The sequence below is a fragment of the Devosia sp. 67-54 genome (assembly GCF_001899075.1).
GTDB lineage: Bacteria > Pseudomonadota > Alphaproteobacteria > Rhizobiales > Devosiaceae > Devosia_A.
Window position 1 is genome coordinate 177,442 of sequence record NZ_MKVA01000006.1, and the last position, 22,084, is coordinate 199,525.

At 61.9% G+C, this 22,084-nt stretch carries 22 protein-coding genes; 5 read left to right on the forward strand and 17 right to left on the reverse strand.

What is annotated here, in order from left to right; all coding sequences use genetic code 11:
• Positions 1-2: 2 nt before the first annotated feature.
• Positions 3-302, forward strand: coding sequence for a (2Fe-2S)-binding protein (locus tag BGO82_RS12170; protein ID WP_291306046.1), 300 nt, complete (start codon positions 3-5; stop codon positions 300-302).
• Positions 292-1,707 (forward strand): NAD(P)/FAD-dependent oxidoreductase, encoded by a 1,416-nt coding sequence (locus tag BGO82_RS12175; protein WP_291305868.1) that lies wholly within the window; start codon positions 292-294, stop codon positions 1,705-1,707. The genes BGO82_RS12170 and BGO82_RS12175 overlap by 11 nt, the downstream gene beginning before the upstream one ends.
• Positions 1,708-2,773: 1,066 nt before the next feature.
• On the opposite strand, the gene BGO82_RS12180 is transcribed toward BGO82_RS12175, so the two are convergent.
• The 9 genes from BGO82_RS12180 to BGO82_RS12220 all read right to left on the reverse strand — a co-directional run bounded on the left by BGO82_RS12180 (position 2,774) and on the right by BGO82_RS12220 (position 11,731).
• The gene (locus BGO82_RS12180) at positions 2,774-3,868 is read right to left on the reverse strand and encodes a DUF4432 family protein (RefSeq protein WP_291305869.1); all 1,095 of its coding nucleotides are present in this window, start codon (positions 3,866-3,868) and stop codon (positions 2,774-2,776) included.
• A gap of 17 nt (positions 3,869-3,885) precedes the next feature.
• Positions 3,886-4,710 (reverse strand): inositol monophosphatase family protein, encoded by an 825-nt coding sequence (locus BGO82_RS12185; protein ID WP_291305870.1) that lies wholly within the window; start codon positions 4,708-4,710, stop codon positions 3,886-3,888.
• On the reverse strand, positions 4,694-5,482 hold the full coding sequence (locus tag BGO82_RS12190; protein ID WP_366246945.1) for a glycerophosphodiester phosphodiesterase family protein: 789 nt from the start codon (positions 5,480-5,482) through the stop codon (positions 4,694-4,696). The genes BGO82_RS12185 and BGO82_RS12190 overlap by 17 nt, the downstream gene beginning before the upstream one ends.
• A gap of 29 nt (positions 5,483-5,511) precedes the next feature.
• Positions 5,512-6,378: an ABC transporter permease gene (locus BGO82_RS12195; RefSeq protein WP_291305872.1), complete on the reverse strand. Its 867-nt coding sequence runs from the start codon at positions 6,376-6,378 to the stop codon at positions 5,512-5,514.
• Positions 6,365-7,297, reverse strand: coding sequence for an ABC transporter permease (locus BGO82_RS12200; protein ID WP_291305873.1), 933 nt, complete (start codon positions 7,295-7,297; stop codon positions 6,365-6,367). Before BGO82_RS12200 ends, BGO82_RS12195 begins: the two co-directional genes overlap by 14 nt.
• Positions 7,297-8,295 carry an oligopeptide/dipeptide ABC transporter ATP-binding protein gene (locus tag BGO82_RS12205; protein WP_291305874.1) on the reverse strand — a complete coding sequence of 333 codons (999 nt, stop codon included), beginning with the start codon at positions 8,293-8,295 and terminating at the stop codon, positions 7,297-7,299. Before BGO82_RS12205 ends, BGO82_RS12200 begins: the two co-directional genes overlap by 1 nt.
• A complete protein-coding gene (locus tag BGO82_RS12210; RefSeq protein ID WP_291305875.1) occupies positions 8,292-9,233 on the reverse strand; it encodes an ABC transporter ATP-binding protein in 942 nt (313 codons plus the stop codon). The genes BGO82_RS12205 and BGO82_RS12210 overlap by 4 nt, the downstream gene beginning before the upstream one ends.
• Before the next feature lie 65 nt (positions 9,234-9,298).
• Positions 9,299-10,873, reverse strand: a complete 1,575-nt coding sequence (locus tag BGO82_RS12215; RefSeq protein WP_291305876.1) for an ABC transporter substrate-binding protein — start codon at positions 10,871-10,873, stop codon at positions 9,299-9,301.
• Between the two features lie 21 nt (positions 10,874-10,894).
• Complete coding sequence (locus BGO82_RS12220) at positions 10,895-11,731, reverse strand: DeoR/GlpR family DNA-binding transcription regulator (protein ID WP_291305877.1); 837 nt, start codon at positions 11,729-11,731, stop codon at positions 10,895-10,897.
• A gap of 620 nt (positions 11,732-12,351) precedes the next feature.
• Between BGO82_RS12220 and BGO82_RS21055 the strand changes: the two genes are divergently transcribed.
• The 3 genes from BGO82_RS21055 (at position 12,352) to BGO82_RS12235 (ending at position 14,060) form a co-directional block, all read left to right on the forward strand.
• Positions 12,352-12,582 (forward strand): PhoU domain-containing protein, encoded by a 231-nt coding sequence (locus BGO82_RS21055; RefSeq protein WP_366246947.1) that lies wholly within the window; start codon positions 12,352-12,354, stop codon positions 12,580-12,582.
• On the forward strand, positions 12,503-13,003 hold the full coding sequence (locus tag BGO82_RS12230; protein ID WP_291305879.1) for a hypothetical protein: 501 nt from the start codon (positions 12,503-12,505) through the stop codon (positions 13,001-13,003). Before BGO82_RS21055 ends, BGO82_RS12230 begins: the two co-directional genes overlap by 80 nt.
• Positions 13,004-13,142: 139 nt before the next feature.
• Positions 13,143-14,060: a LysR family transcriptional regulator gene (locus BGO82_RS12235; protein ID WP_291305880.1), complete on the forward strand. Its 918-nt coding sequence runs from the start codon at positions 13,143-13,145 to the stop codon at positions 14,058-14,060.
• Between the two features lie 48 nt (positions 14,061-14,108).
• Here the strand turns inward: BGO82_RS12235 and BGO82_RS12240 are convergent, their stop codons facing one another.
• From BGO82_RS12240 to trbE, 8 genes are read right to left on the reverse strand one after another with little or no spacing between them, the layout of a single operon-like run.
• Entirely contained in the window at positions 14,109-14,339 is a 231-nt protein-coding gene (locus BGO82_RS12240) for a DUF2274 domain-containing protein (RefSeq protein WP_291305881.1), read from the reverse strand.
• Positions 14,336-15,529 carry a TrbI/VirB10 family protein gene (locus BGO82_RS12245; RefSeq protein WP_291305882.1) on the reverse strand — a complete coding sequence of 398 codons (1,194 nt, stop codon included), beginning with the start codon at positions 15,527-15,529 and terminating at the stop codon, positions 14,336-14,338. Before BGO82_RS12245 ends, BGO82_RS12240 begins: the two co-directional genes overlap by 4 nt.
• Entirely contained in the window at positions 15,526-16,503 is a 978-nt protein-coding gene (gene trbG / locus BGO82_RS12250; RefSeq protein ID WP_291305883.1) for a P-type conjugative transfer protein TrbG, read from the reverse strand. The genes BGO82_RS12245 and trbG overlap by 4 nt, the downstream gene beginning before the upstream one ends.
• Positions 16,500-17,189, reverse strand: coding sequence for a conjugal transfer protein TrbF (trbF, locus tag BGO82_RS12255; protein ID WP_291305884.1), 690 nt, complete (start codon positions 17,187-17,189; stop codon positions 16,500-16,502). The genes trbG and trbF overlap by 4 nt, the downstream gene beginning before the upstream one ends.
• Positions 17,186-18,541, reverse strand: a complete 1,356-nt coding sequence (gene trbL, locus BGO82_RS12260; RefSeq protein ID WP_291305885.1) for a P-type conjugative transfer protein TrbL — start codon at positions 18,539-18,541, stop codon at positions 17,186-17,188. Before trbL ends, trbF begins: the two co-directional genes overlap by 4 nt.
• Before the next feature lie 3 nt (positions 18,542-18,544).
• On the reverse strand, positions 18,545-18,811 hold the full coding sequence (trbK-alt, locus tag BGO82_RS12265; RefSeq protein ID WP_291305886.1) for a putative entry exclusion protein TrbK-alt: 267 nt from the start codon (positions 18,809-18,811) through the stop codon (positions 18,545-18,547).
• Between the two features lie 21 nt (positions 18,812-18,832).
• Positions 18,833-19,603, reverse strand: coding sequence for a P-type conjugative transfer protein TrbJ (trbJ, locus tag BGO82_RS12270; RefSeq protein WP_291305887.1), 771 nt, complete (start codon positions 19,601-19,603; stop codon positions 18,833-18,835).
• A complete protein-coding gene (gene trbE, locus BGO82_RS12275) occupies positions 19,600-22,074 on the reverse strand; it encodes a conjugal transfer protein TrbE (RefSeq protein ID WP_291305888.1) in 2,475 nt (824 codons plus the stop codon). The genes trbJ and trbE overlap by 4 nt, the downstream gene beginning before the upstream one ends.
• Positions 22,075-22,084: the final 10 nt, after the last annotated feature.

Here is a 22,084-nt window from a genome sequence, read left to right on the forward strand (position 1 = left end):
ACATGGCGGCACTGCCACAGTCTGAGACCGTCACCATTCGGGTCGATCGTCGCAACGTGAGTGTTCGTGCGGGCCTATCCCTGGCCCTCGCGCTCATGGAGGCCGGTGTCGTGCCGATACGGCGGTCTGCGGTTTCTGGTGCTCCACGCTCCCCCCTTTGCCTGATGGGCGTGTGTTTCGAATGCCTTGTCGAGGTTGACGGCCGGCAGAACGTGCAATCCTGCATGATCGAGGTGGTTGACGGAATGAACGTCCACCTACCCGAAGGCGCACGCCGCGCAGAGGCCCAGCATGACGCATGATCTGGTTGTGATTGGTGCTGGTCCGGCGGGTATGGCTGCGGCCATTGCGGGCGCTGAGCTTGGGTTGAATGTCGCGGTTCTCGAAGAGCAGCGCCTGCCCGGCGGGCAAATCTACCGCAATATCGAGAAAGTGGGGCCGGAGCTGTCTACGATATTGGGACCAGACTATGTTCGTGGTCGGGACTTGGCGGGGGCTTTTGTTGCGTCGTCGTGTGAGAAGTTCTTGGGAGCTACGGTCTGGGATGTTGCGCCGGACCTAACGGTCACGGCGTTGCATCGGGGGCGCAGTCTGCAGATCAAGTCCGCACAGCTCATTGTTGCGACTGGCGCGATGGAGCGCGCCTCGCCCTTTCCGGGTTGGACCTTGCCGGGTGTGCTCAACGCTGGCGCCGCCCAGATAGCGCTCAAATCCGGTGGGTCTGTGCCCTCGGGTCGGATCGTCCTTATTGGAGGGGGGCCACTGCTTTTACTGGTCGCCTGCCAGCTCCTTTCTGCAGGCGCCACGATCACCGGGATCGTCGAAACCTCGCCGCGTGGAAATGTGATCGGCGCCGTCCCGTTTCTGCCGGGGGCGTTGCTGGCGCCAAAGATGCTCCTGAAGGGGCTCGGCATGATGCGGTGCATAAGGCAGGCGGGGATACCTTGGTACAGTGCTGCAAGCGACCTTCTCATCGAGGGGACGGATCGGGTGAACGCTGTGTCTTTCAAAGAGGGATCGCGCGGCCGCCGCCTCGAAGCCGATACTGTGTTGCTGCACCATGGCGTGGTCCCTAATACGCAGATATCCCGGCTGCTTCGCGTGGATCACGACTGGAATAGTCGCCAGCAGGCATGGCATCCGCGCCGTGACGAATCTTGCCAGACAAGCCTTTCAGGATTGCGGGTGGCCGGGGATGGAGGCGGGATAGCCGGCGCGGTCGCGGCCGAGCTGGAGGGGCGTTTGGCGGCCATCGGAGCCGCCCACGCTCTGGGTCGACTTTCGGCAAGCCAGCGGGATCAGCGTGTCTATCCTCTGCGCAGGGCCCTCAGGGCGCAACACCGTATTCGGCCGTTCCTCGATATGCTGTACCGCCCGCCAGGGTGGATCACCGCTCCAGCAGGCGAGACGATCGTTTGCAGGTGCGAAGAAGTCACAGCTGGCGAGATTGCGCAGACCACCCAGTTGGGCAGCCTGGGTCCGAACCAGACCAAATTCTTCAGCCGATGTGGCATGGGTCCTTGCCAGGGACGGATATGCGGATTGCCGGTGACAGGCATCATGGCAAGGGAACTCGGAAGGTCGCCGGCCGATATTGGCGCGTACCACATTCGCGCACCGCTCAAGCCCATTCCCCTCGCATCGATGGCGCTACTGGAACCATTTCATACGCCGCACATGCAGGTCACCCAACAGACTGCTGAATAGTTTTTTGGGCGGATCGCGGTTCGTCAAGATAACCTTAGGAAGATTGCGTGATTGAACGCCTCGAAATCGGCACCTGCTTGAGAGGGGTATTATCTCCGCGGCCAGGCGGGGAGGGTGACTATCGGCGAGCAAACCCAGACATGCCCCGCGCGCGTTGCGCAGCTCTTGCTGTCGGCCGCCTCCTCCCGCAGCCACATGGTGCAGGCCATGTCCACGGCGCCACGCCTTAGGTCGGCGAAATCGCCTAGGATCCAGAACCTTGTCAGTGACTGGACTCGTGCCAGAACGTGCGCCGAATGGCGTTCATGCCTGACCACGACCGCCACCGCGATCGCGTGTTGCTCTCGATCACCAGTGATCGCTGACGATCGGGTTTGGCGCGGTTGCGCCTCGAATACAGTTGCTGGCGCTGCACTTGCATCATGCGATTCCGCGCCTCGCCGGGCGGTCAGCCGCTCGAGCATGCGAACTATTCGCGGAGCGAGCGCGAGGGCCCGTTATGAATCGCCGAGGGCAGGACCTACTGGGAGACAGAGATGATCATTGTCTGTCGGGGGACACGGGTGCTGCTACCTCCGGGGCGCCCGGCACACGGCCAATAACAGCGCGGCAAGGCTAACCTGCTCGCCATGCTGAGCGGGGCGGGGACCCATACCAAGGTCAGCTCCGTCGCCGACGCCGCCTACGACAACGACATCGAGGCGTTGCTCGAGGTTCGCTGATCGACCTTCGTCATGCTGTGACGGAGGCGTCGTTGGCGCGGACACGCACTCACATCGAGGCCCCCGAACCTAGGGCTATGGCCCCGCATTCTTTTGGGTCGCCACCGCCCGGCTGGCGACTCCCGAAGTTCCGAGAACCAGCAAGGGAAGTGACGGCCAGTTCAGGAAAGTAAGCCTCTACGAGAGTTGAGATCTTGGGGACTCAGTCGTCCCAGTTGAGCAAGTGCCATGCCTCAAGCCTTGTTGACGCCGCGTGCCCCGGCGGGAAGTGATCGGCGGTTTCTAGGCGGAACGTGAAGCGTGAGGGTCAGAGCATCGAGGTCGAACGGAATGGCGGCGACAACTCACTTCTCAGAGTCCCCAAACGCTGCCATCGCAGCGTCGCTCCGCGCCGGTATCGGTCCAAGCTCAATCGAGATGCAGTACGTTGCCCTTTGTCCTGGGCTCAGTGCCGTTGAATTCAAATCCGTCCCTTCTGGATCAAATTGTCGCGTCGGCTCCAAGGCGAACGCGTAGACACCCGATTGAAATGCGCGCCACACTCCAAAATTTGGAAGCGCGATCTGCGAAAACGAGAGGCACGCTCGTACACCACCGAGCAGATTGGGGTTTCGCAGCTCGATTTCGGCTGTAGACGTCCCCGAGTCGACCGGCATCTCCTGGAAATAGTCGACGAAGTCGTCTCGTGGGCGCTTGTCTTCGGCATTGAACGAGGACGCCATTTCAGCACCTATGTCGCCCGCGATCTTGATGGATTGATCGACGAACGGATAGCCGAAGTTGACATGGTAGAGGATCGCGTGGGGCGTCGGCCGGTAGCCGCAGTTCTCGACAGCGTCGTCGACATGGATTGCGTTACCGAAGACCTCGAGATGGATGCAGCGACGGAGGACCAGGTTCTCACCGAATACAGCGCTCTGCCGGACGACTGCCTCCGCCCAAATGACTGGCCGATCTCTGCTCCAGTCGATGCCATACCCGGATAACGAAGCACGCTGGCTGGAAATCCGGCCGTGCAGCGGATGGAAGATCTCTTTTCGGTGCTTGTGCATGTAGCGGCTGGCATTCTCCCTGTGGGCGCCGCCGATGTGATCCAGACCGCACGTCACGATGAAACCGTCGAAGTTGCGGTAGAACCCGATGCCGTCTTCGGCATCGACCGGATTGGATGGCCACGGCAGGCTGTTCGCACTGTTCCAGCCGATGTTCATCCCGCGCCAGGTCGCGCTTGAGATATCGAATCCACGGTCGACAGCGATCTCGAATCCGATGCCGTTGGCGTTGCGCACAACCAACAGTCGTTGACCGCGGCCCGGCCCATCTTCGACCTGCAGCAGGCGAATGTCGGCAATTCCCCGACCGTCGACTGTGCGACGTCGTAACTCGGCTAAAGGCAATGTGTGGGCGGCGCGGTATTCGCCTCTCGTCTCAATTGGCATTCCCAGCTTGCCCGATCTTACGCATGCGACACTCTCGCCAGCAAAGGGCGCACCCTTTCTACGAACTCCTCGCTGCCGCACGCGAACCGCAGCTTGTCAGCAAGTTCGGTATGGTCCCAGTCGATCGTGTCTTTGGCTCCAAGACTACTCAAAATGGGCAAGGCAGCCATAACGTCCCAGGTCGAATCCCCCAGGGAGATGTAGCCGTCGGTTTCGCCCATCGCGACCTCGATCAGCGACAATGTAGCCGATCCGCAGCACCGGAAACTGATGCGCAGATCATCGGAAATGAAGCGGATTACTTCCAGCCGGTCGTCGGTCGCGACCGAAGGATGTAGGCCGATGCCCATGGCGGCCCGCGACAGATCGAGGTCGGGCAGCGGTGGCATGGGTTTGCCATTGAGGCGCGTTTCGATCGCCTGACCCCCCGTTAGCGTGAGGCCACGTACAGGGGCATGGATGACGCCGAAGGCCGGTCGTCGATCTTCATAGAGCCCAATCGAGATCGCCCAGTTCTGGCCTCCACGCACGAAATTGAACGTGCCATCTATCGGATCGATTACCCAAACCCGACCCGACACGCCACGCACATTACCGCCTTCCTCCCCGAATACACCGTCATCTGGAAACGCTCGGCCCAGGCTCTCGATGACGAATCTCTCCACTTCCCTGTCCGCCTCTGTCACCAGGTCAAGATGCCCCTTGCTATCGACTGGCACTGTTGCGAGCGAGTGAAAGTGGGTGAGTGCAATGTCCCCGGCTTGCCGGGCGATGTCCTCGACGATGGACTCCTTGCCCCGGCCAGACAAGCCCGATCCGTTCCAATCAGCCACGAGCTTCATTCCTAATCCTGGCCATCTGGGCGACGTCGTCACTGATGATGTGATCGAGCTGGCCCGCGCGGATCCACTGAACCACTTGGGCCTCGACATCCACGCCGTAGCGTTTCAGCTTATCGAGCCGATCGGGGCGTGGCACATGCAAGAAGACCGCGAAGCCGCCGTCATGAAGCTGATACGATTCTCCGCTAGGAAAATGCTGGATTTCGAGATTGATCGCATCGACGTTTGCCTCGCGCGCTAGGGCGGCCGGATCTATCAACCTGGAGTGCGAAAGGCCGACAGTCGGCACCTCGGGAATGAGGTTCTTGACCGCTCGCAGCTGGACAAAGTCGAAAGACGAGAACTGCAGCAGGTCGGCGCAATCGAGTTCATCGATAAGAGCCCGCAGCTTGGGAAATATCACGTCGTTCTGATCGTATATCTTGAGCTCGAGTTGGTAGATGATCCCTGCGTCTCGCGCATAGAGCAGCGCGTCGCGCAGTCGGGGAATGCGCTCGCCAGCAAACTTGGCGTCGAACCAGCTGCCGGCATCAAGTGCGGCAATCTCGGCATAGGTCATGTTGCGCACTAGGCCGTGCCAGTTGGTCGTTCGATCCACCGTTTCGTCATGGATGAGGACGAACTCTCCGTCACTCGTCATCGAGAGGTCGGTTTCGCAGGTTACCCCTGTTCCTCCGAGTTCGCGGGCCAGCCGAAAAGCGGCCATCGTGTTCTCGGGCGCGCCGGCGCTGTGACCTCTGTGGCCGGCAATCCGCATGGTCTGCGGTGTCATTCGTAGCGAGTTCATTCTTCTTTCTCTTGTTAGCGCAGGCGGGCGTCGACGCGATCACGCAGATAGTCGCCGAGTAGACTGATGGACAGCGTGGTGAGCACGATGATCACGCCCGGCAAGGCTGTGAGCCACCAGGCGATCGCGATGTATTGCCTGCCATCGGCGACCATAAGCCCGAGGCTTGTCGCCGGCGGCCGGATACCCAGTCCCAAAAAGCTCAGGCCGCTCTCCAACAAGATGATGTCGGGGAAGTTCACCGTGAACTGGACGATAAGAGGACCAGCGATGTTTGGCAGAATGTGACGGAGGTAAATGCGCACCGACGGAACACCTACGATACGCGCCGCTTCAGCATAGCCTTCCTGGTTGGCGGCCAGGACCAGGCCCCGTGTAAGGCGGGCATAGCGTTCAAAAGCCGCAAAACCGATCAGGAGAACGAAAAATACCGGATTGGACCCAAAGAACGCGAGGACGAAGAGCGCGATGATAATGAAGGGGACGGAGGCCTTGGCATCTGCAAAGCCCATGATCACATTGTCGATCGCACCGCCAAAATGTGCGGCTATGAAGCCAAGGGTCGTACCGATGAACGCGCAAATCAACGAACCGATCAGGGCAATCATCAATGACGTCTGAGTTGCAACCAGCATGTTGCTGAGAAGGTCTCTACCCAGATAGTCGGTCCCCAGCAGGTGACCCGGCAGCGCACCGGGCGCCGCGAAACGGGAGAGCGGCGCCTGGTGCAGGTAGTCGTAGGGTGCGATCCACTTCGCGGCGGCACCCACAAGAACGATAGCGGCGATCCACACGATGCAAAGCCAGATGCTGACTGGAATTTGGCGGGCAAAATCCCAGACCTTCGACTTGGGCAAAGTGAGCACTTCAGCCTGGATCATTGTTCTGAAGCCTAATTTTCGGATTGAGGACCGCATAGAGAACATCCACGGTCAGATTGACGGTGACCATGAAGGCGGTGAACGTGATGATCACTGCCTGCACCACGTTCAGATCACCCAATGTAACGGCGCGCACGAAACCGCTTCCCAAGCCCGGCCAGGCAAATACCTGTTCCACGAATACCGCTCCGCCCAACAGGCCGCCGGCAACGAAGCCAAGCATCGTCACCATGGGAATCGCAGCGTTCGGAAGCGCGTGCCGGATGATGATTTCCCAGTCAGCGATGCCGTCTGCACGGGCGGCGATGATGTATGGCTGATCGAGCACTTCGATCAGCGCGGCGCGCGCAAATCGCGAAATAGCCGCTGCGCTGGTCAGCGCAAAAGTGACGATGGGCAGGATCGCATGCTGCCATGAGGAGCTGCCCGAGCTAGGCAATACCCGCAACCAGACGGCGAACATGAAGATGAAGGCGAGCCCCAGCAGGAAATTGGGAACGCTGTACCCCAGCACGGCGCCTGACATGACGGCCTTGTCCATTGGCGTATCGCGTCGGATAGCCGCTAGGACGCCGGCCGGAATCCCAAGGAGTATGCTGAGGACAAATGCCGGAACGGTCACCAGAAGCGTCTTCGGGGCGCGTTCGACGATGACCGCAAAGGCGTCCCGGTTATCGGCAAAAGACCTTCCGAAATCGCCGGTAACCACGTGAGCGACATATAGCACATATTGCTCAAGGATCGGCTTGTCCAAGCCCCAGCTTGCCCGGACGGCGGCCAAGGCTTCGGGCGTCGATTGGTCTCCCAGCATCTGCTCTGCTGGATCGCCGCTCACGCGCAGAACCACAAACACAAACGTGACGGTGAGAATGAGCACGACAATGGCCCGTACGAGCCGCCCTATGACAAAGGACGCCATCAAGCGGTCTCCATTTGCGCAGTGGCCGCCGGGGTCATCTCTTCGGCCCGATGACACGCCACCTGTTGATTCCCGACCTCACGCAGAGGCGGTATCTCTGCGGCACACTTGTCGATGGCGAAGGGACAGCGTGAGCGGAAGGCGCAACCCTGCGACAGCTTTGCGATGTCGAGCTCACCCTGTATCGGCGGCCGTACGTTGCGGATGCGCGGGTCCATCGTCGGCACTGAGGCCAGCAAGGCCCTCGTGTAGGGATGGCGCGGCCACTCATAGACCGACTTGATGTCCCCGGTCTCGAGAATGCGCCCCAAATACATGACGGCGATCCGATCGACCACGTGTCGGACGATCCGCAGATCGTGGGTGATAAACACATAGGCAAGGTCCAGTTCCTGCCACAGCGAACGCAATTGCGCGACCACCTGGGCCTGCACCGAAACATCCAGTGCAGAAACGGCCTCGTCGAAGATAACCAGTTCAGGCTCGAGGATCAGCGCCCGTGCCATGACGACCCGCTGCCTCTGCCCGCCAGACAACTGATGGGGGAAGCGGTTCATGAGTCCGCTCGACAGCCCGACACGTTCGAGTATCGCTGCTGCGCGCGCCAAGGCCTCATTTCGGTTGCCGACCTTGTGTACCAAAACCGGCTCGGCGACTTGGTTGCCAACACTCATCTGAGGATTGAGCGCCGCCTGGGGACTCTGCTGCACCAGGGACGTCTGCTTGCGAAACGCCATCCAGTCTCGCGACCGCCTCTGCGCGTGCGACTTGCCCTTGTAGCGCACCTCGCCCAGCGTCGGAGGTGTGAGGCCGAGCAGGAGGCGACCAAGGGTCGATTTCCCACTGCCGGACTCGCCGACCACTCCGATGCGTTCCCGATGCGCCAGCTCCAGATTGACGGCGTTGACCGCCGTATGGCTGGCTCTCTTGCCGAATAGGCCAGATTTCAACCGAAAGACCTTCGTGAGATCGGTTGCCTCGAGGAGCGGCGGCGTCATGCGTGCACCGGATGGTAACAAGCTGCCTGATGGTCAGCACTGATGCTGGCCACTTCGGGAAAGCGCGCCTCGCATTCTTGCGTCGCGCGAGGGCAGCGTGGATGGAAATGGCATCCCGACGGAAGATTGTTGAGCAGTGGAACCGACCCAGGGATTGGCGTCGGCGGTTCCATGTCTTTCGGATCGACAGTCGGCATGCAGTCAATGAGGGCATGCGCATACGGATGCGCCGCTCTCTCAACCAGGACATCGATCGGCGCGGTCTCGACGATTTTGCCGCAGTACATCACGGCCGCGCGGTCCGCCAATCGCGAGATCACACCCAGGTCATGCGACACGATCAGAAGGGCCATGCCTGTTTCCGACTTCAGCTCCTCCAACAGGTAGAGGATCTGAGCCTGTGTCGTGACATCGAGCGCCGTCGTGGGTTCGTCGGCAATGAGCAAAGCAGGCTTTACTGAAAGCGCGTGCGCGATCATGACGCGCTGGTTCATGCCGCCGGAAAACTGGTGCGGATAGCACCGCAGCCGGCTTTTTGCCTGGTCGATACCCACCCGCTCAAGAAGGCGCATGGCTTCCAACCGAGCATCATTGCCCCTTAGTCCCTGATGACGGTAGAGGCTCGATTCCAGGTAGTGGCCAATCGTGTGAACTGGATTGAGGCTGCTGGTTGAGTCCTGAAAGATCATCGCGGTCCGCGGCTGTGCCTCTTTGGCGGGACCTTGCGGCTCCCAGTTGAATGCGACCGTGCCACCGGTCTGGGCGACGCCGCGCGGCAGAATCCGGGCAATGGCATAGCAAGTCATGCTCTTACCGCAGCCAGATTCACCAACCAGACCGAGCGTTTCACCTGCTTCAAGCGAAAGGTTGATGCCGTCGATGATTTTTAGCGCCCTCGTCCGGATCACCAGATCGCTAACCGTCAAGAGACGAGACACCAGAGTGCTCCCAAAGAATGCGGCGCGCACAAAGGCGCGCCGCCGCCAAATTTGACAGATCGATCTCAGCTAAAGCTGAGATTATCGGCCCGCAGATCCATCGTCTCAAAAGTCACCGGTCGCCATTTGACGTCCTTACGCGCGCCATAGACGTCAAAGGGCTGATAGAGCAGAACAGCCGGCGCCTCCTCATCAAAGATTTCGCGTAAGCGATCGAAGGCAGCCAACCTGTCAGGGCCGTCGGGCATCTGCTCGACCTTGTCACAGAGCTCATTGAACTCCGCCGGGGCCTGCCAACCCCACCGGGTCTGAATGCCGCGCCGAGGTCCAAACTCGGAAACAAGGGTAGTGACAGCATCGGTCAGCCACTGTCCGTTGGACCAGGTTCTGATCCACACCTGCTCATCCGGCACCGAGGTCCCAGGTGCTACGATCTCAGGAACGATGTTGATGCCGACGTCCTTCCACATTTCGATCATCATCGTCATCGCAGGGATGGAGTTGGCGTAGTAGCTGCCGGTGCGATAGGTGATGGGGGAGCCGTCATAGCCGCTCGCGGCTACAAGTTGCTTCGCCTTTTCGACGTTGTATTCGAAGGTAGGCAACTTGGGGTCATAGCTCGCGCCGTAGTGCGGGAAGTTGAACCCGTTCGGAATGACTGCCTTGTTTTGCCATAACGCCTCGACGATCAGCGGACGATTGATGGACAGCGACATGGCTCGCCGCAGTTCCTTGGACTGCAGCTCCGGCTTGTGGAAGTTGAACGTGAACATGTGGATGTTCTCGATCACTGTTCCACGCGTCTCCAGATCTGGGTAGCCGTCGACCAGCTTCATGTCATCGGGCGTCAACGTCGTGACGACGTCGTACTCGCCGCTGATCAAGCCTGCAACACGCGTGGCGGGTTCGCCGACGACCTGGTAGGTGATCTTCGATGCCGTTGGCGCGTCGCCCCAGAAATTGTTGTTTGCCTCGAGCGTGACGTGGTCGTTGGAGAGAAAATCGACGAACTTATAGGGGCCCGTGCCGACAGGCTTGTTGCCGAACCCATCCGCTCCAAGTCCCTTGTAGTATTCCTTAGGAACGATTGGCCCAAGCCATGACGCAGCATACTTTTCGATCAACCCGGACGGCGTCTTCGTGCGCAGGACGACCGTGTATTGATCCTCGACCACAGGTTCGTCCCAATTGGGCGAGAAGGCCCGACCATTGGGTATCGACTTGATCGCTTCGTCGCCCCAAAGCCGTTCCGAGGAGAACGTGTAGGCGACATCGTCAGCGGTCATTTCCACGCCGTTATGGAACTTGACGCCTTTGCGAAGCTTGAAGCGCACTGAACTACCGTCAATGCGCTCCCAACTTTCAGCAAGGCCGGCAACCAGCCCGTGGCCGTCACCCGATGCCCCGTCGCCGAAGTAGTCACGCACGATGAGCTTGTCGAACAACTGGTCGATGATACGAGGACCAGCGTTGCTGATGGCATTGATCGGCTCGAGCGTTCTGGGCAATCCGTTAACACCCAACCGAAGTTCGCGATGGTCTTGCCCAAGGGCCAGATTGACGCCCGACGTCGATGCTAGCGCGACGGCGCCTGCACCGATCAAAAAGGACCTGCGTGTTGTTTTGAGCACTTGGTTCACCTCCCTGCTCTGTGGTTGAGACTACTTAGCGAGGGCCTTTGAGCCCGCGTTCGCTATGACAAGCTTCTTGCGCAGTTCTTCTGGCGCGTTATCGATGATGCTCTTGGCGCCGATATCGGTCACAATCGCACCGACGTCCTCGATCTTCGCCGTGACCGACAGGCTCGATTTCGCAAATTTCGAGTGGTCCGCTACAACGATCACCCGGCTCGACACCTCGATCATGGCTCGTTGCACGGCTGCGTTCATCGGCGATGCCGTGAAGATCAGTCCGCGATCGAGGTCGATTGAGCTGGCGTTGAGAATGAGCTTGTCTGCGTTGAACTGACGAATGAACTGTTCCGCCAGCGGCCCGCGGAAGGATCTATTAGAGTCAGTGTATTCCCCCCCGACCGAATAGACATCCGGCATCTCGGCGCGGATCAACTCGGCGACGATGTCGACCCCGTTCGAAATGAGCGTTAGGCCCTGGCGCGTCACCAGCAGCTTGGCGACTTCCAAAGCAGTCGTACCGGCATCGAGCAACACAGCGTCGCCATCGGCGATCATCCCTGCGGCCGTCGCCGCGATGATCGCCTTCTCAGTCTGATGAGCAACAGCTCGGGCGGCATGCGTCGAGTCTTGAGCGACCTGATTGAGGGGAACCGCACCGCCGTGCGTCCGCCGCAGACGGCCAGCCTCTTCGAGCTCGGCGAGATCCCGCCTCGCGGTCGCCACCGAAATTCCAAAGCGTTCGGTCAGGCCGCGGATGTCGAGAAAGGTCTCACCACGCAGGAGTTCAACGATCTTCCCCTGGCGATCTTCGGCGGCATTGAGCAAGGCCTTCCCCTCGTCGCTCTTATGACCCATATCGATCATGAAGAGCGATATGCGTCGTTGTCAAGTGAATTGCGGATGACAGTTTTATGACGATACTATATGGCGTTGCGAAGCAGTTACTGCCTTTGAGATATCGGGATGAGACAGCTGACAACAGCCAATCTGCTATCCTATGAGCGATTTCGATCGAATGGAAATGACTGCCGGTCTTAGGAAGGGCAGGGGGTGTCCGAGTATGACAGTGACGCCAATTCAATGGGCACCGCCGGCAATGCCTAAGTCGTTATTCAGGCTAACTCCGCACCGCGCTCGCAATTTCTCTTCCTGGCCGTGCAGAGGCGCGCGGGCAGGACGCCGGTGGGCATCGGTCCTCCCGGATCGCCCACCGGCACTTCTCCCATGGATGGGAGAGAGCGAAGGACGCGTTTTTGAAAATGCGGTTGCAGTCGAACATGCGTCGTTGATGTGAAGCCGCGGGTGGCATCCACTCTCCTGCCTATCGACCTCGTCGGGGCCGCGGCCTCCTGCCGATCGTCGGTCCGATGACGCGCCTCCTGACGCTTGTTCTTCCCGATAGGTCATCGACTGCAGGAGGTACATCACCTTGACAATTAGACGAGACGGCACTGGCCGATCCACCCGCGGCGATAGCAGCTGCAATGCGCGAGACTCTTCGCGTTGACGACCTCGTCGAACGGGTGCTCGACACCACACTCGTTGCGCTCAAGAGCAATGACGAGCTGCTCTGCCAAGGCGTCTTCCGTCTGGACGATGAGGTCGATGCGATCCAAGAGGCGATCAGACTCTACCTTGCAAGGATCGACCGGACGAACCTCGACGAGGCAGGGCGGGCGGGTCAGCGCGGTCCTCGACTACGCCATCAACGTTGAGCGCGTAGGGGACATCGTCGAGCGCAGCCTGTCGCGCCTCACGATGAAGAAGATCGATAACCAGCTCCAATACTCCCCCGATGGAATGGCCGAGATCGAGGACTTGGTCCACGACACGATCGAGAACCTGCGCCTCGCCCAACGGGTGTTCATCAATCGCGACGCCCAGATCGCGCGGAGACTGATGGAAGGTAAGGTTGCGGTCCGGCTAAAGGAACGTGTTTCGGTCGAGCGCCATAGGGCCTGGCTTCAGGATCGGCGGCCCGGACACACTGCAGACGACTTTCCCGCACATGGACGTGATGCGCGATCTCAAGCGTATCAAGGGCCACTTGATGACGGTCGCAGCCCGATCGTCGAGGACGTCGGCATGCTGCGCGAAAGCCATGTTCGATCTGGGGCGAAGTCAAGCAACTCATGATCGTTTACTACCTCTCTTTAGAGCAATGCTCGATCGATCCTGCAACCCAATGCCCTCGTGACCAACTGCATGTGCGTCGAGGGCCCGATCGGCGATCACCCCACGAACAACTCCAACGACTTTTTCAGAAAGACAGTAATTGCCCGACCTATCACTCGATCTACGTCATCTTCGGTACGTGCTCGCGGTCGTAGAGCAGGGGAGTTTCCGGCAGGCTGCAGCCAAGCTTGATATTCCCCAGTCGACCGTCAGCCGGCGAGTGGCACAGCTCGAGGGACGGCTGGGTATTTCGATCTTCGATCGCGACCACCGCGGCGTGCGACTGACATCGGCGGGAGAGAGGTTCATCGACGAGGCCGTGGTCGGAGCTCAGCACTTCACCAATGCTGTTGGCGCCATGCACGCGACGCGCTCGAGCAAGATGGGATCGTTGCGAATTGGGATGTTCACCTCGCTCCGCAATGGATTCTTGCGGGCATTGGTGGGACAGTACCGCGAGCGACACCCGGATGTGGAGTGTCACTTCTCGGAGAGCACCACGCAGGCTGCGGTCGGTGGTGTGCTCGATGGACGTCTTGACATTGCCTTTGTCACCGGACGGCCGGTCGCTCCACGCTGCGAGACTACGAGACTTGGAGATGAGGGGCTCTTTGTGGCTCAGCAACGAACGGCGGCAAGTCTGTCGGTGGGCGCGGTCGAACTATCGAGCCTGCGTGACCGTCGGTTCATCGTGACCAAAGGGGGGCGGGGTCCGGAGATCGAGGACTTCCTTGTGGCGCGTCTCTCATCGCCTGGCTTCCGCCCGAACATCCAGGTCCACGACGTCAGCTTCGAGACGTTGCTGCATATGGTCGAGCTCGGCTTTGGCGACGCGGTGGTCAGCGAGGGGGCGATGGCGCAGCGGACTGACGCCCTCAGCTTCTCGGCGCTCCTCGGACCCGACTGCAGGGTCGAAGCGAGCGCTGTCTGGTTGACGTCGAATACCAATCCTGCACTTCGCCCTTTGATCGCTCTCGCCCAGCAATTGCGAAACGGTCCGTATCAGAGCAAAGCTTGACCGTCGACCTATGCCTTATGCCCGGGTTGCATCATGGTGTCGTGGTCATCAACATCGGGAGCTGGCCGATCGGCGCGACCGTGAGAAACCTCGGTCACTGGCGATGAAACGCTCAAGCATGGGGCCAATAAGGCGGGTGGGGTCGGCAATTTGCCGGCCGGACTCACGGGACAACGCCTCCGCGTAAGCGAGAAGGTCCCGATGCAGCGCAGCTGATAGTTCCACCGTTACCTTGACCGGCTTGTCATCAAGAATTGCCCCCAGCTTCAGCTTGGTCATCGGGTCGCTCCATAGGGTTCGAGCACCAGGTCCCGCGTGACGATGACTCGCACCGAAAAACCGGGTCGAACAGTCAAGGTCGGCGAGACCTGCAACTGCCGCTGAATGATCTGCTGAGCCACATCGGCGATCGTGTTTGCGGCACCACCCTTGATGGCCCGGATCAATCGATCCGTATCGCTGGTGGTCAGCTCGGCGCCACCGGCGAGCAGGGTCGAGAGACCCGCGGCCCTCATCAAGTCCCACCAGTGATAATCGACACCGTCCTCGAGACCGGCATAGCCCTGGGTATCTGCGCCCGGCTGGCGCTCGAGGACGATGGAGCGGCCATTTGGAAAGATCAGCCTGTCCCAAACCAGCAGGACGCGGCTCTGTCCGAAGCCGACATTGTTGTCGTACTCACCGACGATCCGCGTCCCCTGCGGGATAAGTAGGATGCTGCCCGTTGGGCTGTCGTAAATGCTCTGGGTGACCTGAGCGGTGACCTGCCCGGGCAGATCAGAACGTATCCCGGTGATCAGGGCCGCCGGAATGACCGAGCCGGCTTGCAGCACAAACGGTGATGCCGGCGCCGTTACGCGATCGGGTGCTACGGTCCGGCGGTCGACGTCGGCGTTGAGAAATGCGACCTGCTTCTCTTGCGCTGTGGGAGGAGGCGTCTGAGCTGATTCGAACGACAATCCACCGTTGATTGTCGCGACGCGGGGGTTGGCCACCTCTGGCGTGGTTGAAAGTCTCGTCTGGAAAAACACCTGGCTCGTGCGTGCCGCTTCCACCTCGGCAAGTCGCTTCTGCTCTTCGGGATCCGGCTGTGCGAGTGGCATCGGCTCGAGAGGAACAGACGCACCGTGCTCCTGGGCCCGGACGATGGGGCCCCCGAGGTCTCCGGGCAATGGTGGGCCGAGCTGTGGAACACCGGTGTAGTCGGTCGGCAGGTTGTGCAGACCGTCGGCCGTCTGGCGGTGGTCCGTGGTGATGAGTTCGGCTGGTGCCGCTTGGCGGTTGCCTGTCTGAAGCGCGTAGATCAGGGCGCCACCAATGCCAATGCCGGCCACGACCCCGAGCCCAATGAGTACGCGGCGCGAGATCCGTGTGACTCGCGGCGGCTCTGCGCGCAGACGCATGTTTGCGCTTGTTTCGGACGCCGAACCCGATGCGCGCTTGTCGCTACCGATCGATGTGTCGGTCATGACCCATGCCTCCCATCGGTACGGACGATCCGAACGGTCTGCTGATGACTGCCGCTGCCCAAGCGGAGTTCCGCCGCGGCGAAGAGCTGGTCAACGATCAGCACGTTATTGAGGATGCGCGTGTTGACGATCTGGGCCTGACCGTCCGAGCCAATCACAAAGATCGGCGGCATCTCGCCCTGAACGATGCCCCGCGGGAACTCGACATAGACATGCCGGCCGTCGTCATAGACCGCGAGCGGCCGCCAGGGTGGATTGCCGCCGCCGAGGCCATAGCGATAGTGGCGCGCCGCCGCGCCTGGTAGGGCCGGCGTCGCGGGAAGGGTAAGACGCTGTGTGTCGACCTGCGGATACGACCAGGCCACCGCCGGCATGTAAGGGCTGGTATCGGCGCGTAGCTCCATCATGTAGGTGCGCCGGTCCGTGGTGATGACTAGATTGGTGGTGATTTCCGGCCGGGTCGGTTTCACCAGCACATGGACTTGGTGCGTCGGCCCACTGCCGCTCTGGGTATTGCCGATGATCCAGCGCGTCGTGTCGCCGGCCGCAATCGGACCGTCGCCTGTGAGGGTCTCGCCGGGCTCGAGGGCGATGTCGGTGATCTGCCCAGGCGCCGCATAGACCTGATAAAGGGCACCGTCGCTCCAGGGATAGATCTGGATGGCGTTGAAATAGCCCTCCTTGCGTGGCTCGACCCGGGCGGCCTTGTTGGCGTTCTCGACGCGACCGGCTGGCGTGGTTGCTGGATCACCGCCCTTGGCTGGTGTCCACGTCGGCGGCACCAGAATGGCCTTGGGCGTTGCGTCGACAGCGCTCGCATGGATTGCCGGCAGCGGCGGCACGGTCGCGTCGTAGCTGATCTGCGGCGAAGTCGTTGCACAGCCGGCCAGTGCTAGCGCAGCGATCAGCATGACAGCTGTCGATGCGGATTTGCGGAAAGACGCGTTCGCAATCTGGAATGTCGAATGGTTCATTGGCCAAGCTCCCGCGACCAGTTGATGGCATTGACGAAGACGCCGAGCGGATTGCGGCGCAGGCTGTCGGCGTCGTGTGGCGTCTCAATCAGCACGGTGAGGATGGCTGTCCATCGTGCCGTGCCGGCGAGCTGACCGTTGGCATAGCTTCGCTCTGTCCACGCGACCCGGAACGAGTCCGGCGAGGCGCGGATGACGCTCGAGACATCGACGGCAACCTGCTGCTTGCCGACGTGGCCGAAAGGGTCGGCAGTACGGGCGTAGTCGTTGAGCGCCGTCGCGCCGGCACTGGTGGTGAAGTCGTAGGCCCGCAGCCAGTTCTGCCGCACCACGATCGGATCATCGGGAAGGCTTCTTACCTGCTCGATGAAACGCGCCAGGTGGAAGGCGATCTGCGGATCGGTCGGCTGATAGTCGGCGTTCGCCGGGGCGACGGCGGTCGCCGCACCGGTATGGTCGACCTCGACCACCCAAGGCACCACGGTGCCTCGCACTGACTGCCAGACGAGGGCACTGGCGAAGCCGGCGGAAAGGACGAGGCAGCCGAAGGCCATCAACCGCCAGTTGCGGGCCTGGACTCGCGATGAGCCGATGCGGTCGTCCCACACCTGCGCCGCACGCTTGTAGGGTGTCTCCGGTTCGGGTGCCTTGCCGTAGTGCGTGGCCGATCGCTTGAACGGATTCATATCTTGTCCCCCTGGGAAAGGCTGATGGAGCTGCCGCCGCCATGGCTGTCACCGGACCGAACGGCATGCGCGGCGGCGGTGACGCCGTGACTGATGGATTGGCTGTGGCGCAGTCGGCGTGCCCACGCCGGTGCAGCATCTTGGGCAGGTGCGCTGGAGGGGTGGTCCGGAGTGGTGCCGATCGTGCCCATGGACGACCGGCCGCCTGTCACTTCGAAAGCCGCTCTCGTTCCCGCATCTGACGCGGCACTGAGGCTGGATGAGGCGCGCTGCGCGGCCCGTCTGAGTGGCGACGCCGAGGCAGATGCAGCAGCACGCGCGACGCCACCAAGACCGGCCGCAACACTGGCCGGGCCAGACTGACCGGCAGAGGCCAGCGTGTAGGCGGTCGAGGCGCCAATCGCGAGCGCGGCGCCACCACGAACACCTGCGGCGCCAGCCGAGATCGCCGCTCGTCCACCCCTTGCGGCCAGCATGCCGGCGCCGCCGACGGCGAGGGCTGCACCACCAGCCGCGAGGCCGGTGCCGACCGCAGCGCCTGCGCCGAGCTGAGGTCCGCCGGAGACGAGACCCGCGGCGATGCCGGGTCCAAAGATGCCCAGTCCGAGTAGCGAGAGCGCGGCCAAGACGATCGACATGGCGTCGTCGATGGTCGGCTGCTGGCCGTTGAAGCCAGAGGTGAACTCCCCGAACAGCGTCGAGCCGATGCCGATGATGACGGCGAGAACGAGAATCTTGATGCCTGAGGAGATGACGTTGCCCAGCACCCGCTCGGCCATGAAGGCCGACTGACCGAAGAGGCCGAATGGGATCAGCACGAAGCCGGCGAGGGTCGAGAGCTTGAACTCGATCAGCGTGACGAAGAGCTGCACGGCGAGGATGAAGAAGGCGAGCAGCACCAGCACCCAGGCGATGAGCAGGCAAACGATCTGCAGGAAGTTTTCGAAGAAGGCCCAGTAGCCGCTGAGATCCGAGATCGCTTGGAGCAGTGGACGTCCAGCATCGAGACCGGTCTGCGCCACGCGGCCAGGACGCATCAGGTCGGCGACGGAGAAGCTGGTGCCGGAGGCCTTTAGGCCTAGGCCGGCAAAGCTCTGGAAGACGATCTGGGCGAGGCTGTTCCAGCTGGAAATCAGATAGGCGAAGACCCCGACGAAAAGCGTCTTCTTCACTAGGCGCGCGATGATGTCCTCGTCGGCGCCCCAGGCCCAGAACAGGCCGGCGAGGGTCACGTCGATGACGATCAATGTCGAGGCGATGAAGCCGACCTCGCCACCGAGCAGACCGAACCCGCTGTCGATGTACGACGTGAAGACGTCAAGGAAGTGATCGATGACCCCGGTGCTCTGCATGGCTCAGTGCGCCTCGTCCGCGCCGAGGAAGCGGCGGCGGTTCTCGGCCCAGGCTGCAAGGCAGTCGCTGTCGTGAATGGCAGCCTCGCCAACCTCCGCGCAGTGCAGCAGCGTCGCGTGCAGCGAGTCCAAGGGCGGGGTCGGAGCCGCGCGGGGCGCGGCGACAGACGTCGATGGCCCGTTGTCGCGCGCGACGAAGATCGCCGCAGCCGTGCCGGCGACTGCGACGATGATGATCGCCGCCACGCGGGTGAGGGTTCTGCCGTCCATGGGATTTGGATTCCGCTCGGCTCAGTGGAACATCTGCGCGCCAACGGGCTGGTAGCCGGCACCGGGCGCAATGAAGCGCTTGCGCAGTTCCTGGCCTTCGGTGGCGGCAGCCGCGCGCTCGCCTTCGGCAAGCGCATCGGCGCGGCCATTGGCGGAGAGGACAGCGACGAGATCGGAGAGCTGCGCCGACTGCAATGCGAGGAGCTGGTTGCCCGCCTGCGTCGCCTGCAGCGCGCCGGTGGCACCTTGGCTCTGGCCAACCAGCGCCGCGAGTTGCGCCTTCTGGTCGTCGATATTGCCGACCGCACCCGCCTGTACGCGCATCGCATCCTGCAGCGCGCCTACGGTGTTCTGCCAGCGGGTGCGGGCCTGTCCGATCAGCTGCTGGTCGGACTGTGACAGGTCGATATTGGAGTATTGCTGCGAGAAGACCTGATCGATCTGCTGCACATTGAAGGCAATACGCTGCGCCTGGCCGAGGAGCTGCTGGGTCTGAGCGATCGACTGCTGCAGTTGCTGCAGCGCCGAGTAGGGGAGGCTCGCGAGATTGCGCGCCTCGTTGATCAGCTGCTGAGATTCGTTCTGCAGGCTCTGGATCTGGTTGTTGATCTGGTCGATCTCGTGCGCCGACTGCACGAGGGCTTCGGCATAGTTGCTGGGATCGAACACCACGTCGCCGAAACCGAAGAGTGCATAGGCGGGTGTGACCACGACGGTCGAGAGCGCAACTGGCGCGGACAACATTGCGGCGCCGATCAAAGTGGCACGCAGGGACAAGCGAAGGCGGGTCATGGGGAGACCTCCGTGGGTTGGTCGGGAGTGGAAGGTGACGGTGGCGGTAGGACGTTGAGCTCAGGGATGAGCGCCGCGGCCCAGTCGAGGTTGTGGATCCGCAGCCAGGTCTCGAGAAATCCATCGCGACCGTGGCCGTCGAGGACCTCGTCGATCAGGGTGTGATCGGCCTTCGCCGAGGCGGCGCAGAGGGACAATGCGATCTCGCCGAGGCCGAGTTCGAAGAGCCGGTTGCCCCGCCGCGACTGCGCGTAGTAGTCACGCTTGGGTGTCGCGCGCGCGATGATATCGATCTGCCGATCGTTGAGACCGAAACGTCGATAGATCTCGGTGATCTGCGGCTCGATCGCCCGGTCGTTGGGCAGCAGGATGCGGGTTGGGCAGGAGTCGATGATCTCGGCCGCAATCGGGCTCTTCTCGAGCTGGGCGAGCGACTGCGTGGCGAAGACGACGCTGGCGTTCTTCTTGCGGAGCGTCACCAGCCATTCGGCCAACTGCTTGGAGAAGCCAGGATCGCTCAGCGCAAGCCAGCCTTCGTCGACGATGACCAGCGTCGGCCGACCATCGAGACGGCTCGCGATCCGGTGGAAGAGATACGAAAGTGTCGCCGGTGCGGCGCCGGTGCCGAGCAGGCCCTCGGTCTCGAAGGCGAGCACCGATGCCTCGCCAACGCTTTCCTGCTCGGCGTCCAGCAGCCGCCCATGGGGCCCACCAACGCAAAAGGGTTGCAGGGCGCGCTTCAGATCCTGCGACTGCAGCAGCACCGTGAAGCCGGTGATCGTCCGTTCGCCCACGGGTGCAGACGCCAGCGAGGTAAGTGCCGTCCAGATATGTTCCTTGACCTCAGGCGTGATCTCGACGCCCTCGCGCGTAAGGATGGCGACGATCCAGTCGGCCGCCCAGGCGCGCTCGGGGGTCTCGTGGATCCCCGCGAGCGGTTGCAGCGCGACACTGCTGTCGCCGCCGGCGGTGAGCTCGCCACCGAGGTCGTGCCAGTCGCCGCCCATCGCCAAGGTGGCGACGCGGATCGAGCCGCCGAAGTCGAAAGCGAAGACCTGACTTCCGAAGTAGCGCCGAAACTGCAGCGCGATGAGCGCCAGCAGGACTGATTTGCCCGAGCCCGTGGGGCCAACTACCAAGGTGTGACCGACGTCGCCGACATGCAGGGACCACCGGAACGGGGTCGAACCTTCCGTTCTGCCGTAGAGCAGTGGGGGACTCCGGAAGTGCTCGTCCCGTTCCGGCCCCGCCCACACCGCCGAGAGGGGAACGATGTGGGCGAGATTGAGTGTGCTGATCGGCGGCTGACGCACATTGGCGTAGAGGTGGCCGGGCAGGGTGCCGAGCCAGGCGTCGACCGCATTGATGGTCTCGAGCATGGCGGTGAAGTCGCGGCCCTGGATGACTTTCTCGACCAGTCGCAGCTTTTCGTCGGCACGGCTGGAGTCGTCGTCCCACACGGTGATGGTCGCCGTGACATAGGCTTCACCTGCGTAGTCGGCGCCGAGTTCCTGCAAAGCGAGGTCTGCATCGGCGGCCTTGTTTGCCGCATCGGTATCGACCAGCGCCGAGGCCTCGTTGGTCAGCACCTCCTTGAGGATCGCCGCGATGCTCTTGCGCTTGCTGAACCACTGCCGCCGGAGTCTTGTCACCAGCTTGGTGGCGTCTGTCTTGTCGAGGAGGATGGCGCGCGTCGACCACCGATAAGGGAAGGCCAGGCGATTGAGCTCGTCGAGGATCCCGGGCGTGGTCGCGGTCGGGAATCCGACAATGGTCAGGACGCGTAGATGGTCGTCGCCGAGTCTTGGGGCCAACCCTCCGGTGAGGGGTTGATCGGCGAGCAGCGCGTCGAGATACATCGGTGTTTCGGGGACGCGGACGCGATGCCGATTGGTCGAGACCGTCGAGTGGAGGTAGCTCAGGGTGTCGGCATCATCGAGCCACCGGCACTCGGGCATGAAGCCGTCGAGCAAGGCGAGGACACGATCGGTGCGATCCGTGAAGCCCCGCACGATCTCGCGCGGGTTGACACCGTTCTGATCACGGCCCTCGAACAGCCATCCCTCGGCACGCGCCGAGTCTTCGGCCGGCGGCAGATAGGCGAAGGTGAGGAGATAGCTCGACTCGAAATGTGTTCCAGTTTCTTCGAAGTCGGCCTTGCGCTCGGCATCGATCAGGGCCGACGCGGAATCGGCGAACCTGCTTCGCGGATAAGTCGCGGCTTCATGGCGCTGCGCCTCAACGAAGATCGACCAGCCTGAGCCCAGACGGCGGAAGGCGTTGTTCAGGCGGCCAGCGACACCAACGAGTTCGGCAGGGACAGCGCTATCGAGATCCGGTCCCCGGAATCGAGCGCTGCGCTGCAGGCTGCCATCCTTGTTGAGGATGACTCCGCGGCCGACCAGGGCCGCCCAAGGCAGGAAGTCGGCGAGACGGGCACCGGTGCGGCGATATTCGGAGAGGTTCATCATGGTTGGCAGT

Coding starts and splice junctions, on each gene's coding strand:
- BGO82_RS12175 (WP_291305868.1), top strand. CDS start 292: ATGACGCATGATCTGGTTGTGATTGGTGCTGGTCCGGCGGGTATGGCT.
- BGO82_RS12185 (WP_291305870.1), bottom strand. CDS start 4,710: ATGAAGCTCGTGGCTGATTGGAACGGATCGGGCTTGTCTGGCCGGGGC.
- BGO82_RS12180 (WP_291305869.1), bottom strand. CDS start 3,868: ATGCCAATTGAGACGAGAGGCGAATACCGCGCCGCCCACACATTGCCT.
- trbJ (WP_291305887.1), bottom strand. CDS start 19,603: ATGACCCGCCTTCGCTTGTCCCTGCGTGCCACTTTGATCGGCGCCGCA.
- BGO82_RS21055 (WP_366246947.1), top strand. CDS start 12,352: ATGCGCGAGACTCTTCGCGTTGACGACCTCGTCGAACGGGTGCTCGAC.
- trbK-alt (WP_291305886.1), bottom strand. CDS start 18,811: ATGGACGGCAGAACCCTCACCCGCGTGGCGGCGATCATCATCGTCGCA.
- trbL (WP_291305885.1), bottom strand. CDS start 18,541: ATGCAGAGCACCGGGGTCATCGATCACTTCCTTGACGTCTTCACGTCG.
- BGO82_RS12240 (WP_291305881.1), bottom strand. CDS start 14,339: ATGACCAAGCTGAAGCTGGGGGCAATTCTTGATGACAAGCCGGTCAAG.
- BGO82_RS12190 (WP_366246945.1), bottom strand. CDS start 5,482: ATGACACCGCAGACCATGCGGATTGCCGGCCACAGAGGTCACAGCGCC.
- BGO82_RS12200 (WP_291305873.1), bottom strand. CDS start 7,297: ATGGCGTCCTTTGTCATAGGGCGGCTCGTACGGGCCATTGTCGTGCTC.
- BGO82_RS12245 (WP_291305882.1), bottom strand. CDS start 15,529: ATGACCGACACATCGATCGGTAGCGACAAGCGCGCATCGGGTTCGGCG.
- trbF (WP_291305884.1), bottom strand. CDS start 17,189: ATGAATCCGTTCAAGCGATCGGCCACGCACTACGGCAAGGCACCCGAA.
- BGO82_RS12205 (WP_291305874.1), bottom strand. CDS start 8,295: ATGACGCCGCCGCTCCTCGAGGCAACCGATCTCACGAAGGTCTTTCGG.
- BGO82_RS12220 (WP_291305877.1), bottom strand. CDS start 11,731: ATGATCGATATGGGTCATAAGAGCGACGAGGGGAAGGCCTTGCTCAAT.
- BGO82_RS12170 (WP_291306046.1), top strand. CDS start 3: ATGGCGGCACTGCCACAGTCTGAGACCGTCACCATTCGGGTCGATCGT.
- BGO82_RS12195 (WP_291305872.1), bottom strand. CDS start 6,378: ATGATCCAGGCTGAAGTGCTCACTTTGCCCAAGTCGAAGGTCTGGGAT.
- trbG (WP_291305883.1), bottom strand. CDS start 16,503: ATGAACCATTCGACATTCCAGATTGCGAACGCGTCTTTCCGCAAATCC.
- trbE (WP_291305888.1), bottom strand. CDS start 22,074: ATGATGAACCTCTCCGAATATCGCCGCACCGGTGCCCGTCTCGCCGAC.